The organism is Cupriavidus sp. GW822-FHT06G04, assembly GCF_058799075.1.
Map to the genome: position 1 here is coordinate 245,623 of NZ_JBXALD010000008.1, position 14,197 is coordinate 259,819.

A 14,197-nucleotide genomic window follows, 5' to 3' on the forward strand; every position below is an offset into this window, starting at 1 on the left:
AAAAGTGCCAATGACGGCATAGCGTAAGCAGCGATGGCCGGACGGTATATGACATACAATCCGCGAATATTGATTTATCGTCCGGATCCAATGTCCGCTTCCCTTCCTGCTCACGTTCCCGACGTGCGCGACCTCGTCAGCGAACTGCTGCTGGGGATGCGCCTGAGCGGCGTCCAATATCGCCGCATCCAGGTCCCGCGACCGTTCGGCTTGAGCTTCGGCCACGTCCCGGGGCGCGCGCAGTTTCATTTCGTTGGACGCGGGCCCGTGCTGCTGCGCGACGCGACGGGCGCAACGATGACGCTTGAAACCGGCGACGCGATCCTGTTACCGCACGGCAGCATGCACACACTCGTGTCCGATCCAGACGCGTCATCTCGTCCCATCGGTGCCTTCGAGGCAGCGAAGATCTGCGACTCGGTCGCGTCGGTCGGTACGCCGCCGCCCTGCGCCGGAACCGATGCGACGACTGGAGAAGCGCTGATCTTCAGCGCGTGCATGGAGTTCGATCTTGGCGGCATGCAGCCGCTCGTCGGCACGATGCCGGAGTTCATGCACGTCGGCACACTACTCGCGCGCTACCCCGAAATCCGCCCGATGCTCGATGCAATGGAGCGCGAAGCCTGCTCGGAGCGCGCAGGCTTTGCGGGCATCCTCGCGCGGCTGGCGGACGTAGTCGCTTCGTTCATCGTGCGCGGCTGGGTCGAGTGCGGCTGCGGCGACGCGACGGGCTGGGTGCAAGCGTTGCTCGATCCGAAGCTCGGCCGTGCGATCGTCGCGCTGCATCGCGATCCGGGCCGAAACTGGAGCGTCGCCGAATTGGCCGCCGAAGCGGGCGTGTCGCGCTCGGTGTTCGCCGAGCGATTTCTCGCGGCGACCGGCATGACGCCCGTGCGCTACCTGACCGAGCTGCGGATGCGGCTCGCCGCGCAATGGATCTCACGCGACCGCGAGGCGATCGAATCGGTTGCGTACCGGCTCGGCTACGGGTCGCTCGCCGCGTTCAGCCGCGCATTCAAGCGCGTCGTCGGGCGGCCACCGGGGGCGGTGCGTGCGGAAGTCGACGCGGCATACGCCACGCGTGCCGTGCCAGAGTAGTCGGGCAGCCGGGTTTCGGCAGCAACTGGCGAATACAAACGAAGAGTAATAGCCCCTGGCTCAGTGCCTGTGTTCGAGCCGGGAACAGCCTTGATGAAGTGCCAATGGCGGACCGCCGGGTCGGTATCCGGCTGGCGACCGCCGCCGCTTTCGCCGCATCTGGGGCCTGTATGAGGCCCTACATTGCTACCTGATGACAATCCCCAACGGCAGCGGACTCATTGATGTACTCGATCGGGGCAACAAGCCTCCGTTCGTGGCGTCGATGGCGAACTGCTTGACCAAGCGATCGGCCTGGGCGGCCACATAGACGTACTGGCCAGTGGGGCTCACGGCAATGCCTTCCGGCAGGGTGCCCGCGGCGGCGCGTGGCAGGATCTCGGTCAGCGCACCCGAGCCGGTGTTGATAGCGAAGGACGATGCGGTGCCGTCGCTCTCGTTGGTCACGTACAGAAATTTTCCCCCCGGCTCGATAGCGAGGTACGACGCACCATTTCCCGCTGAGAATGGCGCGCTCATTGCGATCAGAGCGCCTGTCGTGGCGTCGATCGTGAAGCCGTAGACGAGATTGCTGTTTCCGCCTGTGACATACATAAACTTGCCGGTCGGGTCGATCGCCATAAACCGCGGCGACGGCGTCACAAACGCAGTCCCTGCTCCCGGCATGCCAGTGTTGGCATCGACGATGTAGGCCGAGATGGTGTTTGCCAGGTAGTTACAGACGTAGAGATTTTTCCCGTTCGGTGAGACAGCGACAGATAAGGGAGTGGCACCTGTCGGCACTTGCCCCGCTAACGTCAGCGCGCCCGTCGATTCGTCCACCGCGAAGATGGCAAGGGTGTTCGAGTCTCTGTTTGCCACGTAAAGGAATTTGCCGTTCGGAGCCATGGCCGCGGCTTGCGGCCCGACACCTCCGGTCGCGAATGGCGAGCCGGGCAGCAACGTGGGTGCCCCGCTCATCGGATCCAAGGAGTAGGCCCGCACGGTATTGGCGACAATATCCGTCAAATATAGAAAATCACCGGTACGGGACAGCGTGGGAGGTAAGAGTCCTCCGATCGGCACGCTATAGCCCGTCGCAGTGAATGCGCCGGTGGACGGATCGCCGGCGAGGATAGCGGTGCTGGACAGCGACGTGACGATGGCCAGACGCGTGCGCGCCGCGCAGCTCACGGTGACCGCCACCGGCGCGGATCCCGCGGTCCCGGCTCCTGAATCGACTGTACAGATCTGCGCCGGCAAGGCCGGTTGCTTCATGACGGTAACCGCGTACGCACCGCCCTGCGCGACGGGCGTGGCGAATGCCGCGTGTCCATCCGCGTCGAACGTGAGCGTGTCCGCACCATTGTTTTGCACGACGAGACCTTTGCCCAGCAAGCCGGTCACCGTCACGGAGATCGACAGGGAAACAGGACCAGCAGGGTCCTGGGGGACCGCGGGCGTCGTGACCGGTGGGGTCTGCTGCGGCGGTGCCGTGGCTGCCGTCCCGCTATTGCCGTTGTTGTCTCCGCCGCAGGAGCACAGCGCGGCGGCCGCAGCGATGGCGGCCAATATCTTGTAAGCCTTCATACCCGTCCGTAATTTTTGGCCGACGCCTTGGCAGTGCAGAACACCAGGCTGGTCGATATAGATCGGTCTTTATGTTGGGGCGACCGATTCGCGCAGCGATCATGCCGCAAATTTCGTTTATTTGGCAAATATCGAATTTTTTGCACCACTGCGGGGCGCTGCAACGAACCGCACTGGGCTTCTATGGTGTGCAGCGAAGCGCCGTGTTCCGCAGTGCTCGGCGCTCTAAGGGTAATCCCTGAACTCGTTCTGGTTGCGTGCGCCGTCGATGCCGAATATATTTCACAGCACTATCTATTTATTGCTAGGCACTAAACAAATGGCGACGTACATTAAAACAGAGCGATCAGATGCGGTCGGGATTTTGACCCTGAACCGTCCGGAGAGGCTGAACGCATGGAACACGGCGATGCGTGGGGAAATTCTCGTCGCCCTGGCGGAATTTGCGGCCGACGACACCATCGGGGCGATCGTCATGACCGGAGCAGGCGAGCGCGCATTCTCTGCGGGGCAGGATCTGGAAGAGGCGCACGATTTCGATGAGGACCGCGCGGAAGTTTGGCTGCGGGAATGGGAAACTTTTTACGACACGCTGCGCAGCCTGCCTAAGCCACTGGTCATGGCGCTCAACGGAACCGCGGCGGGATCGGCCTTCCAAGTCACGCTGCTGGGCGATATCCGGGTGGCTCATCGCGACGTGCAGATGGGCCAGCCCGAGATCAATGCGGGCATTGCCAGCGTAACGGGACCCTGGATCATGAACGAGATGCTGGGCATGTCACGCACCATCGAGCTGACGCTGACCGGGCGCATGATGATGGCGCAGGAGTGCTTCGACATTGGTCTGGTACACCACTTGGTGCCGCGCGAGCAGGTGCTGGAGCGGTCATTGTCCATCGCCGCCGATCGTGCCGCCAAACCTCGGCTGGCAATGCGACTCGACAAGGCCTGGCTGCGTGAAATGACCGAACAGCGTTTTCGTGAGTCGATCAACGCGGGCATCCGTATCCATCGCGAATCGTATGCGTCCGGCGAGCCAGCGCGCATGATGGAAGCGTTTTTCGAGGAACGCGCGCGCCGGCGCGCTGCGGCATCCAACGCTTGAGGTGCTCCCGAGGCCGCCAGGCATCGGGCCGATGATTGTCGCCACCTTGCGCCGCACCAATCCCTGATCCACTGCAGCAGCCGGCGTGCCGCCAGGACGCCGATGACTCCATGACGAATACCGTGAATCCCTCTTCTCCCGATGACTGCGCTGATGGCGTGGCGCAGCACATTGATATCGATCCCGTTGGCAACGAGACCATTTCGGCGCTCCTTGCCCGCCGTGCCCGCGAAACGCCAGAGCATGTCTATTGTTATTTCGGCGAGACCGCTCTGACCGTGGCGGAGCTCGATCGCAAGGTCAACCAGGTGGCGAACGGGCTGAGTGCACGTGGCTTGCAGCCCGGCGACCGCGTGGCGTTGATGCTGCCCAGCCATCCCGATCACATCGTCGCAATCTTTGCCTTGGCGCGGCTCGGGCTGGTGCGCGTGCCAGTGAACGTGCACCTGCGTGGCGCGGCGCTGGAGCACCTGTTCGAGCAGTTTGCCCCGCATGGCTTGGTGGCCGATGCCGAGTACGCGGCGGAAGTGGCGTCGCTGGGCGGCAGGATCGACGCTTGCACCGTGATCTGGCGCGGCGAGCATGAGGGCCAGGACGAGTTCGGCGCGTTTGCCGAACTCTCCGCTGAGCCGCCAGCACTCGGCGCCGATGCGGTGCCCACCGCCGACACTATTCTTGCGCTCACCCCGAGTTCTGGCACCACCGGCGCGCCGAAGGGCGTGCTGAAGTCCGATCGCACGCTGCGGGCCGGCCCGATGGGCATTCTGCGATTGACGGGCGCGCGGCCCAATGACGTGTTCCTGCTCTGGGAGTCTCTGCACCACGGCGCCGGCGTGGCCGTGATCATTTCCGCTCTCATCGGGCGCACCACGCTGGCCATGGTCGAACGCTTCAGCGCATCGCGTTTCTGGGACGACGTGCGGCGCCACGGCGTGACGCATATCCATTACCTGGGCAGCGTCGTGCCGATGCTTCTCAAGCAGCCGCCGCGCGACAACGATCGCGAGCACAAGGTCAAGGTGGCGTGGGGCGGCGGCTGTCCGCCCGAACTGTGGTCGGCGTTCTCGCAGCGCTTCGGCGTGGAGATGCGTGAAGGCTACGGGCTGTCGGAGATGATCACCTTCGTGACGGTCAACCCGGCCGGCCCGGCTGGATCGGTGGGCAAGCCGCTCGACTACTTCGACGTGGATCTCACCGACGACGAGGGCCGCAGCGTGCCGGTGGGCGAACCCGGGGAAATCGTTGTCCGCGCGCGGGTGCCGGGGCTGGAGTTCCTGGGCTACTTCCGCAACCCCGAGGCGCAGGCAACGGCAATGCGCGGCGACTGGTTCTGTACCGGCGATCTGGCCCGGCGCGACGAAAAGGGCTTCCTGTATTTCGCCGGCCGAAAGAAGGACACGGTGCGCCGGCGTGGCATCAATATTTCGGCGTGGGAAGTGGAGCGCGTCATCGGCGAGCATCCCGACGTGGAGGAGTGCGCGCTGGTGGGCGTGCCAAGCGACCTGGGCGAGGACGAACTGAAGATCTTCATCCGCCCGCGCAGCGATGCGCCAGGCGTGGCGCGTGTGCTGGATCCGATGGCGCTGGTCCAGTGGTGCGAGACGCGCATGCCGTACTTCCAGATTCCGCGCTACATCGCTTTCATCGACGAGTTTCCGAAGACGCCGACCCAGCGCATCCAGAAGAAGCTGCTGTCGCGCGACGTGACCGGTGTTTGGGACCTGGAACAGACCGGATACAAGGTCGGCAAGAAGACGTCCTGACTGCGCCAGCTAGACGCTGCACAACCGCACATAAGAAACAGGGGCGATGGCCGCAGACGAACTGGACAGTCGTCTGCAGCCATACAAACCCGTAGGGCCCGCTGCCAGGCCAGCACAACACCAAGTGGTCGGCGCCTGATGACGCTGGCTGGTGATTGACGATCGTTCATTTCAACGATCAATACAAAGTGAGTAGCAAAATGCTTTCGCTCGCATGCAGTTCTTTTGCCGCCGGGGTGACCCGGACTACCCGTGCCGTTGCGTTGTCGACCGCTGCGCTGTTCGGCGCGTTCGCAAGTTTGGGGCAGGCGCTGGCACAGCCGGCGTGGCCCGATAAGCCGATCAGCTTCGTGGTGCCGTATTCCGCGGGTGGCGCGGTGGATGTGGTGGGCCGCGCGCTAGGCCAAAAGTTGTCGGAGGGGCTGGGCAAGCCAGTGGTGGTGGATAACAAGCCCGGCTTCTCCGGCAACATTGGCGCCCAGCAAGTGGCCAAGGCCCCGGCCGATGGCTATACGTTGCTGATGGCGGCGCTAACCTCGTATTCGATCAACGCAACGCTTCTCCAGGCGAGCAACGGCTATAGCCTCCTGAGCGATTTCACGCCGGTCGCCGTGGTGGGCAACCTGCCGATCGTGCTCCTGGTGAATGGTTCGTTGCCAGTCGGGAGTGTTCATGAACTGATCAAACTGGCGGCGTCCAAGCCCGGGCAGATCGCGTTTGGTTCTTCTGGCAATGGCTCGATCGAGCACGTGGCCGCTGAAATGTTCAAGCGCCAGGCGAAAGTTGATTTGTTGCACGTCCCTTACAAGGGCGCTGCGCCGGCCATTGCCGACCTTCTCGGCGGACAGATCCAGGTGATGTTCGCCACGGCGCCGACCGCCATCAGTGCGCTGCGGTCCGGCAAGCTCAAGGCACTGGCGGTTGCCACGCCGCGCCGCGTCGGCGTACTGCCTGACGTGCCCACCGCCACCGAGGCGGGGCTCAAGGACTTCGAAGTGCCGTCGACATATGGCGTGCTGGTCCGGACCGGCACACCAAAGAGCATCATCACGCGACTGAATGCCGAGTTACAGAAGTCGTTGCAGATGCCGGACGTGAAGACACGTTTCCAAGCGCAAGGCATCGACATCGTCATGACAACGCCGGAGGAGGCCGAACTCCGGGTGCGTGGCGAGGTGGCCAAATGGGCAAAGGTCATCCAGGAAACGCACATCACCGCGCAATGAGGTGAGCGGATGCGGCCGGGCGGCATCCGGTCGCGTTTGTCTGCGCTGCCGGCCTATAGTGCAGGAAAGAACCAACATCAGCCGCTGCGCAGCGGCTGTTTCAGGATTCATAGTTATGCCTTCCGACATTCTCGTCGAGCGTCGCGACAGCGGTCGCATCGCAATCGTTACCATCAACCGGCCGCATCGTCGTAATGCGTGTGACCTGGCCGCATGGACCGACCTGCGCGACACGTTCACGGCCTTTGCGAGTGATTCAGTGATCCGCCTCGTCGTACTCACCGGCGCAGAAGGGCAGTTTTGTGCGGGCGACGACATCATCGCGTTTCGCGAAGCGATGGCTGATCCGGCGGCTGCCGATGCATATCGTGCAGTGATTCAGCAAGCCTATGCGGCAGTGCAGGCAACGCCGGTACCCGTCGTGGCCGCGGTCCGTGGCAATTGCGTGGGCGGCGGCCTAAGTCTGGCAATGTGCTGCGATTTCCGTGTCGGCGACTCCAGCGTGCGCGCTGGCGTGCCGGTGGCAAAGCTCGGCCTGATGTACCCGACGATCCAATTGACGCGTCTGACGCATCTGGTCGGCCTGAGCACGGCACGGCGCTGGTTATATACGGGGGACTTGATCGGCGCCGCCGAGGCCCACGCTGCAGGGTTTCTGGACGCTTTGCTGAGTGACGACGTGGACGCCATCGCTGGCGCCATCGGCTATGGGGCCGCCATGATGGAAAGCGCACCGCTATCCATTGCCGGCATCAAGCTGCAACTGAACGCCATTGCCGCAGGGAAGCTGGAGGCGGCTGAAGAGGCGATTGCCGAAGCCACTCGACGGGCAGAGAGTAGCGAAGACTATCGCAATGCGACGGCTGCGTTCGCACAGAAACGCAAGCCGGTGTTTGCAGGACGCTGACGTGCCATGATCGAGGAAATGGTTCACCGGGAGAACAAGATGCCAGGCAACGATAAAATGCCGGATACATCCCCGAATCGAACCACTTTCCTCAGCGGGCTCATGGCCAAGAAAATCAACACCCAGCAAGTCGGTGCAGCGTCCGACGCAACGCCGGACGCGCCGCAGGTATCGGCTGACGTACCTTCGCCGGCGGACTCCAAACTCTATGTGACGGCGGTGGAACGCGCGCTGAAGGTACTGATGGCGTTCGATGCCTCTCGACGCCATTTGTCCCTCTCGCAGATATCGGCGCTCACCGGGCTGGACATCAGCGCGATCCAACGCTTTGCCTTTACGCTCACGTCGCTCGGCTATCTTCGCCGGGATGAAGGGACCAAAAAATACGAGTTGTCGCCGCGGTTGCTGGACTTTGCATACCACTACGTCGCCTCGAACGAGATGCTCGAGAGAGCGCTCCCGTACGTGCAGCAACTCGCCCTGGACACGGAAGAAGCTACCAACCTGAGCGTTCTGGACGAAGCCGACGTGGTGTTCGTGTCCCGAATTGTCAGTCGCCATGTGCTATCCCGCAATTTCCAGGTTGGCTCGCGTATGCCCGCGTTCTGTACCGCGCCGGGATTGGCAATGCTCTCGACGTTAGCCGATGGCGACGTGGCAGATATTTTGCGCAAGTCTCAACTTGTGCAATACACACGCCTCACCGTGACGCAGCCCGAGGAGATTCTGGCTCGCTTATGCGCCATTCGCGAGCGCGGATACGCGTTCACCCAGGAGGAATACCTTCTGGGCGACCACTCCGTAGCGGCTGCAGTGGTCGATCGCAGCGGCGTCGCGCATGCCGCGATCAACATTGCTGTAGCCAAACCGCGTTGGCACGGTGCCGACGATGAGCGGCGCTTTGCCGACTTGGTCATTGCCGCCTCCGCGGCAATTTCGGGACAGCAGACGCCCTTGGCGGCGTTGCGCCAGGAGCGGTAATTCGGGTCGCTTGTGGCCGCACCCGCCACGGTGGGATAGACACGAAGGTCTGTCGTCGCCTAAATTGAGCGCCCCGCACTTTTCCCCGCTAACCATGCCGTTGGGCGATTTTGACTACTTGGTGTTGAAGGTGCTTCGGTCGCATGCCGGACGGTGGCAGCGGTCGGGCGATCTGGTGCGAGAGGTCATCGCGCGAGAGGCTTCCGCGTACCCGAAAAAGGTGACCCGCTCTTTTTTGAAGCTGGAAGTCCAGCAGTTGGCGCAGCGCCGCGGCGAAGACGCCAATCGCGAATGGCGTGCCATGTCGACTGGCGCGGTCAACAAGGATGCGCTGCGGCCACCGGTGGATCTGGCCGTGGCATTGCTGAAATTGAGGCAACTGGCCAACGCGCATATGCCTGCCACGGTTGCCGATGGCCTGACGGACTACTTCGACGGCGCCGTGCGCGTGTTGGAAGAGAGCGCGGCGGCGACGCGGCTGACGGCGGCACGGGCGTGGATGGACAAAACGACACGGCTCGATGGCCGCTATCCGCTGATCGCGCCGCAGGTTCGCGCAGGCGTACTCGATGCCGTACTCGACGCGCTCTATCGGGATGGTTGCATCGAGATTCACTATCAAAATGGCCGGACATCCACCGTGGAGCCCCGGCAGTTCACCGTTCTGCCACTGGCGCTGGTGGAAAAAGGCCCGGTCCTGTATCTGGTGGCCGACCGCCCGCGCACCGAAGGCGGCACCAAGCGGCACCTGTTGCGCATGGACCGGATTCACGCCGTGGCGGCATGCGACGCCGTGCTGGCACGCGACGCGGCATTTTCGCTCGATGCATACGTCAGAGAAGAACGGACTTTCGAGTTCTTCTCCGAACCACCCGTGAAGCTGGTCTTGCGCGTGCGCGAGGAGGGTGGCTTCGTCAGCCCGTTCCGGGAACTGAAATTCTCGGAAGACCAGGTAATCACCGATATGGCCGGCGGCTTCATGCTGGAAGCCACCGTCACACCGTCGGTTTCGCTGAGCAATCTGCTGCTGGAACGCGCTGACGCGGTCGAGGTGGTAGCGCCAGCCGCCCTGCGCGCCGAAATTGCAAGGCGGCTGCGACGCGCGCTCGAAGCCTACGGCCATGCAGATTCGTCCACTGGCCCTGACATCGAGAGGTCCGGCCAAGGGTAAGACAACAGCACGTCAGCTTCAGTATCGGCAAGCTGCGAACGCAATAGCTGCAATGGCGTACTGCCCGATGGAAGTTCCAGCTCGACTTGCGGTGCAACGCCGATGCTGACACCCGACACCGCCGCATATCCGTCGCGCTGGGCACTGTCGATCAACGTCTTCACGCTTGATGCCAGCATCGCAGGGCACGCAGCAATGACGCGATGCAGGCACGCCAGCGCGTTGCGCGACGCCAGCGCTGCAAGCCGCTCAGCCCGGGCATCCGCATCCACGTCGTTTGTATTCACGATGGCCGCGCCGGCAAGGATGCGGGCGGCCGTCACGAGATTGCGGGGGCCGGACACGATCCAGTGTCCCATGCGAACCGTTGGCAAATCCCGGGCTTTGCCCTTCGCCAGGACGATGGCCGCAATGCCTTGCTCGCGCGCCATGCGCAGCGCGTCGACGGGGCCCAGGAGATTCCACGGCGCCTGCAGAGACGGTCCGGCCAGGCCGTCCACGTCGACCATATGCACGATCAGGTCAGCGGGCGCACCATCCTCATGGTCAGACCAGACGACACGGGGATCGGCGGCATTCAGTGTATCGACCATCGCGCGAAGCATGTCGCTCGCCATGCCCCAGCGCTGGAGCGACAGCCGGATTGCCGGCAACTGGCCCACGACGCCGGCCTGCCCGGCGTCGTCCAATGTGGCTGCGCGGGAGAGAGATTCGGCGGAACTCGCGCGGCTGTCTTGATGCGAAAGTTGTGGCATGGCTCGGGTCTCATCGGTTGCGATGTACCCAGTCTTGCGCCGCAGGTGGACGAACGGTGTCCAGTACGGCGTGGGCTCGAACTGGACAGCGAGTGTCCAGTTCGCCAGCTAGGCTGAGGCCCGATTTGCCGGATCCAAGACCGCATACCCCACCAACGGGTGCTACAGAGTGGCGCGTCGCGGTCGATAGGGAGAGGTTAGGGCGACGCCTTGCCGGAGCCCCGTGGTAATGCATCAGGAGAGACCGATGAGCTGGTGGGATAGCATCAAGGACAACACGTCCCGCGCGCTGGGAAAGGCCGCGAACTTCGTAACGGGCGGGTATCAGGACCGCAAGAAGAGCGAACGCATCGTGCGGTACTCGCAGAATGAAGCGGATGAGGCGAGGGAGCGTATCGAGGCGTGCCGCGTGTCGTCGCAGGCAACGCTGGACACGCTCGGGCAGCTCCGCGTCGAGGTCTACCACACCACCGTGAAGGAATTCGTCTCGCTCTATGAGCGGCTGGCCAGTGTGTCGGCCAGGGACTTCCACGGTCTGGATGAGACGATCGATACCCACCGGATCGGCACCGACGTGCGCGAGCTGAAAGCCGTCAGCGGGCATGTCGAGAGCATGCTCGTCGGCGGCAGCGCAGGGGCGGTGGGCGGTGCCACGCTGGCCGCCGGCGCCTGGGGGCTGGCCGGTATGGTCGGCACTGCCTCGACGGGCACTGCCATCGGCACGCTGAGCGGTGCGGCGGCCACCAATGCCACGCTCGCGTGGTTGGGCGGAGGTGCCGCATCGGCCGGCGGGCTTGGCATGGCCGGCGGCGCAGCCGTGCTCGGTGGCATCGCTCTGGTGCCGGCGGCAATCTTTGCGATGTACTTTGGCCATAACAAGGCGAAGGTTCAGCTCGACGAGGCCCGCAATTTCCGCGACGAAGTCGAAGTATTCGTCGAGGAGGTCAACACAATGGTCAGTCAGATGTCGAAGGTGACCGAAGCTGCCGAACTGATGATCGACGTGATTCGCGCGCTGGACACCGTGGTGCGCGGCCAGAACGCACGCATGCATGCCGCCATCTCACTCACGGGCCAGCGCGCGGCGGTGCTCCAGAACGCGCTCGATATCGAAATCGTCGATGCCGCCGGCAAGCTCGTGCCGGACGCCCTCGACGGATACCGCACGCTTGCCGCCTGACCCGCCAAATTTCCATCATGTCGAATTTCAAATTCTCAAGCTTCCTGCGCTTTGGGTCTGATCTGCGCGCGGCCAGCCGCGCCCGGCAGCAAGACGCGGCACAACACATCAAGGCGACGCGCGCGCGTATCGCTCAAGCCGGCAAAGCGACCGCCGAAGCGCTACGGCAGATCGATGCCACCAGGGCGGCGCTCTTCGAACGATCGATCGTGCCGATTCAGGCGCTGCATCGCGGCAGCATTGTGATGACCGCCACCGCGCCGGCGGCGGGTCAGGCAGAGCGCTTCCTGGCCGCCGCGCCCGTCGCGCCCGAAATCCCGTCCCTGCGATCGACCAGCGTGGGTGTCGCCGCGTCGGTGCTTGGCGCGGCAGGCGTTGCAGCGGCAGCGATTGCTTTGATGCCGTCCGCGGGCGTTGTTTTGCCAGTCGCCGTGGCAGGCGTCGGTGCCCTGTTGTGCTCGATGGGCGTGGCATATCGCGTGGCGCACGCCAATGCGCAAACGATCGATGGCTTTGCCGCACAGGTGGGCGACTTCGGCGTGGCCGCGGATCGGTTCGCGGCGCACGCGCACGCTATCGAGACCGGCGCCGACGACGCGCGCAGGGCGCTCGAAGCGCTGGCCAGTGAGGCCGATGCTTCCGTCACGCAACTGGAACCTGTGGTCATGGACGCTGCCAATGCGGCCGTGCTGCTGCGCGGCGTGCTGGAGACGGCCTTGCTGGATGGCGAAGGTGCGCTGGTGCCAAATATCATGGCGCAGCTTGGCGGCCACAGGCAGGCCATCGAGACGTTTGACCGTCAGACGGCGGCAACGCCGGTACTGTCCGCCGCATGAGCCAGCCGTCCGTTCCTTTCCCGGCTGTGCGGGACATTTGCGATAGGCCGGATGAAGATATCCGCGACGCAGCGGGCGCGACGATGGTGGCGCAGCAGACCATCGCCATCATGATCGAGCGATTCGGCCGCGCGACCGCCGAGCACTACGGCAGTCACGCCGATTTGTCCAAGATCGCCGGCCATCGGGTCAATCCAGACTATCGCGATCAGAACCTGCGGCAGCAGGCGGGCTTCTCGGCAGAGGTCAAGCAGGTGGCGCGGCAGAATGCGGAATCGATTGCCGCGCGCGATGGCCGGCGCATCATCCGTACCGATGACCTCGGGCACGTCAACCATCCGGTGGCCGACATCGTCGCCGTGGACCCGCACACCGGGGCGCCGCAACTGAACCCGGACGGCACCTTTGCGGATGGCGCCCAGATGAAGGTCCACAAGGACCTGAAGAAGTACCGGCAGTTGTACGGCGAGAACTTCGAGAAGTACCGGAGCGTCGATCTGGTGCTGCCGCCCGATCAGTTCGACGCAGTGATGGCGGACTGGGACGCGCAGGTAAAGTCGCTCGAAAAGCAACGCGACAAGCTGGCTGGCAACGGCAACGCCGAGGTTGCCGCGCAGAAGCAGCAACAGATCGACGCGATCGCGGACGCCCGGCGTCGCGCGCGCAAATCGGATGTCACCACCGCCGACGCGATGGAGGCACGCACTGCACCAACCACCAGCGTGGCGCGCGACGTGCTCGATTTGTCGCATCGCGCCGGTCTGGAAGCCGCAGCGCAGGGGGCCATGATCGGTGGCACGTTCAGCGTGGTCCGGAACACGTACCAGGTGGTGCGCGCCGACAAGGACATCCGCGAGGCCGCTGCCGACGTGGCCATCGACACCGGCAAGGCGGCGCTGGGCGCTTACGCCGTCGGCGCGTCGTCCACGGCTTTGGCCGGGGCCATGCAGAATGCCGGCAACCAGCTCGTGCGCAATATGGGCCGGTCCAATGCGCCGGCGGTCATCGTGCAATCGGCGGCGATGCTCGCCACGGCGTTCTACCGCATGCTCGACGACGATCTGCCGCCCAGCGAGTTTGCCGCGCATGTCAGTCGCGAAGGCGTGCTGCTGGCGACTTCGATGACGGGCTCCAATCTCGGCGCCATGGTTGGAACGCTGGTGATGCCGGGCGTGGGCACGCTGGTGGGCGGACTGGTCGGTGGCATGGTGGCAACGATGCTAAGCGGCAGCCTCTATGCGGAGTTGCAGCGTTCCGCGCGTTCCGTTGCGCTGTCCGAACTGAAGCGGCAGCAGACCGCGGCCATGTGCAGTGCACTGATCGCACAACATCGGCAGTATCGCGCCGACATGAACGCGATGTTCGACACCTGGTTTGCCGAAAGCCGCGAACGAATCGGCGCCGGTTTCCAGTCCATGTCGGACGCGCTGGTCGCGGGCCGCAGCATCCATGACGGGCTGGGGCAGGTGGCATCGGCAATGGGATTGACGCTCCGGTTTGCGGACAGCGATGCATTCGGCGAGCACCTGCGCAGCGGTAGGCCGTTGGTAATTTGAGCCGGGCAGCGTGGTCGGAAGGCGCTCAAGCACGCCGTGCTGACCGATCG

Annotated in this window: 12 protein-coding genes; 10 read left to right on the top strand and 2 right to left on the bottom strand. The window is 64.0% G+C overall.

Translation table 11 applies throughout. From position 1 onward, the window contains the following. Window positions 1-48 precede the first annotated feature (48 nt). A complete protein-coding gene (locus AC1RKI_RS19400; protein ID WP_084004161.1) occupies window positions 49-1,098 on the top strand; it encodes an AraC family transcriptional regulator in 1,050 nt (349 codons plus the stop codon). A 186-nt stretch (window positions 1,099-1,284) separates the two neighbouring features. On the opposite strand, the gene AC1RKI_RS19405 is transcribed toward AC1RKI_RS19400, so the two are convergent. Next, entirely contained in the window at window positions 1,285-2,667 is a 1,383-nt protein-coding gene (locus tag AC1RKI_RS19405; protein WP_492796651.1) for a lactonase family protein, read from the bottom strand. A gap of 319 nt (window positions 2,668-2,986) precedes the next feature. Here AC1RKI_RS19405 and AC1RKI_RS19410 point away from each other — a divergent pair, with 319 nt between their 5' ends. From AC1RKI_RS19410 to AC1RKI_RS19435, 6 genes are all read left to right on the top strand, one after another. Next, the gene (locus tag AC1RKI_RS19410) at window positions 2,987-3,772 is read left to right on the top strand and encodes an enoyl-CoA hydratase/isomerase family protein (protein ID WP_492796653.1); all 786 of its coding nucleotides are present in this window, start codon (window positions 2,987-2,989) and stop codon (window positions 3,770-3,772) included. Between the two features lie 110 nt (window positions 3,773-3,882). Further along, window positions 3,883-5,535: an AMP-binding protein gene (locus tag AC1RKI_RS19415; RefSeq protein ID WP_492796655.1), complete on the top strand. Its 1,653-nt coding sequence runs from the start codon at window positions 3,883-3,885 to the stop codon at window positions 5,533-5,535. A gap of 155 nt (window positions 5,536-5,690) precedes the next feature. After that, window positions 5,691-6,761 (top strand): Bug family tripartite tricarboxylate transporter substrate binding protein, encoded by a 1,071-nt coding sequence (locus AC1RKI_RS19420; protein WP_492796656.1) that lies wholly within the window; start codon window positions 5,691-5,693, stop codon window positions 6,759-6,761. A 115-nt stretch (window positions 6,762-6,876) separates the two neighbouring features. Continuing rightward, a complete protein-coding gene (locus AC1RKI_RS19425; protein WP_492796658.1) occupies window positions 6,877-7,668 on the top strand; it encodes an enoyl-CoA hydratase/isomerase family protein in 792 nt (263 codons plus the stop codon). Between the two features lie 6 nt (window positions 7,669-7,674). Further along, window positions 7,675-8,649 carry an IclR family transcriptional regulator gene (locus AC1RKI_RS19430; protein WP_223506042.1) on the top strand — a complete coding sequence of 325 codons (975 nt, stop codon included), beginning with the start codon at window positions 7,675-7,677 and terminating at the stop codon, window positions 8,647-8,649. A gap of 220 nt (window positions 8,650-8,869) precedes the next feature. Then, entirely contained in the window at window positions 8,870-9,820 is a 951-nt protein-coding gene (locus AC1RKI_RS19435; RefSeq protein ID WP_492796660.1) for a helix-turn-helix transcriptional regulator, read from the top strand. Here the strand turns inward: AC1RKI_RS19435 and AC1RKI_RS19440 are convergent. Further along, on the bottom strand, window positions 9,763-10,437 hold the full coding sequence (locus tag AC1RKI_RS19440) for a hypothetical protein (RefSeq protein ID WP_492919057.1): 675 nt from the start codon (window positions 10,435-10,437) through the stop codon (window positions 9,763-9,765). The genes AC1RKI_RS19435 and AC1RKI_RS19440 overlap by 58 nt on opposite strands. Before the next feature lie 385 nt (window positions 10,438-10,822). Between AC1RKI_RS19440 and AC1RKI_RS19445 the strand changes: the two genes are divergently transcribed. The 3 genes from AC1RKI_RS19445 to AC1RKI_RS19455 are packed head-to-tail and all read left to right on the top strand — an operon-like array spanning window position 10,823 to window position 14,147. Then, a complete protein-coding gene (locus tag AC1RKI_RS19445; protein ID WP_251164821.1) occupies window positions 10,823-11,755 on the top strand; it encodes a hypothetical protein in 933 nt (310 codons plus the stop codon). A 17-nt stretch (window positions 11,756-11,772) separates the two neighbouring features. Beyond that, a complete protein-coding gene (locus AC1RKI_RS19450; RefSeq protein WP_492796664.1) occupies window positions 11,773-12,591 on the top strand; it encodes a hypothetical protein in 819 nt (272 codons plus the stop codon). Further along, entirely contained in the window at window positions 12,588-14,147 is a 1,560-nt protein-coding gene (locus tag AC1RKI_RS19455; RefSeq protein ID WP_492796666.1) for a hypothetical protein, read from the top strand. The genes AC1RKI_RS19450 and AC1RKI_RS19455 overlap by 4 nt, the downstream gene beginning before the upstream one ends. Window positions 14,148-14,197: the final 50 nt, after the last annotated feature.

Bases quoted from the DNA above. Each gene is read 5' to 3' on its own strand.
- AC1RKI_RS19450 (WP_492796664.1), top strand. From the start codon at position 11,773: ATGTCGAATTTCAAATTCTCAAGCTTCCTGCGCTTTGGGTCTGATCTG.
- AC1RKI_RS19430 (WP_223506042.1), top strand. From the start codon at position 7,675: ATGATCGAGGAAATGGTTCACCGGGAGAACAAGATGCCAGGCAACGAT.
- AC1RKI_RS19425 (WP_492796658.1), top strand. From the start codon at position 6,877: ATGCCTTCCGACATTCTCGTCGAGCGTCGCGACAGCGGTCGCATCGCA.
- AC1RKI_RS19440 (WP_492919057.1), bottom strand. From the start codon at position 10,437: ATGGCGAGCGACATGCTTCGCGCGATGGTCGATACACTGAATGCCGCC.
- AC1RKI_RS19410 (WP_492796653.1), top strand. From the start codon at position 2,987: ATGGCGACGTACATTAAAACAGAGCGATCAGATGCGGTCGGGATTTTG.
- AC1RKI_RS19405 (WP_492796651.1), bottom strand. From the start codon at position 2,667: ATGAAGGCTTACAAGATATTGGCCGCCATCGCTGCGGCCGCCGCGCTG.
- AC1RKI_RS19400 (WP_084004161.1), top strand. From the start codon at position 49: ATGACATACAATCCGCGAATATTGATTTATCGTCCGGATCCAATGTCC.
- AC1RKI_RS19455 (WP_492796666.1), top strand. From the start codon at position 12,588: ATGAGCCAGCCGTCCGTTCCTTTCCCGGCTGTGCGGGACATTTGCGAT.
- AC1RKI_RS19415 (WP_492796655.1), top strand. From the start codon at position 3,883: ATGACGAATACCGTGAATCCCTCTTCTCCCGATGACTGCGCTGATGGC.
- AC1RKI_RS19445 (WP_251164821.1), top strand. From the start codon at position 10,823: ATGAGCTGGTGGGATAGCATCAAGGACAACACGTCCCGCGCGCTGGGA.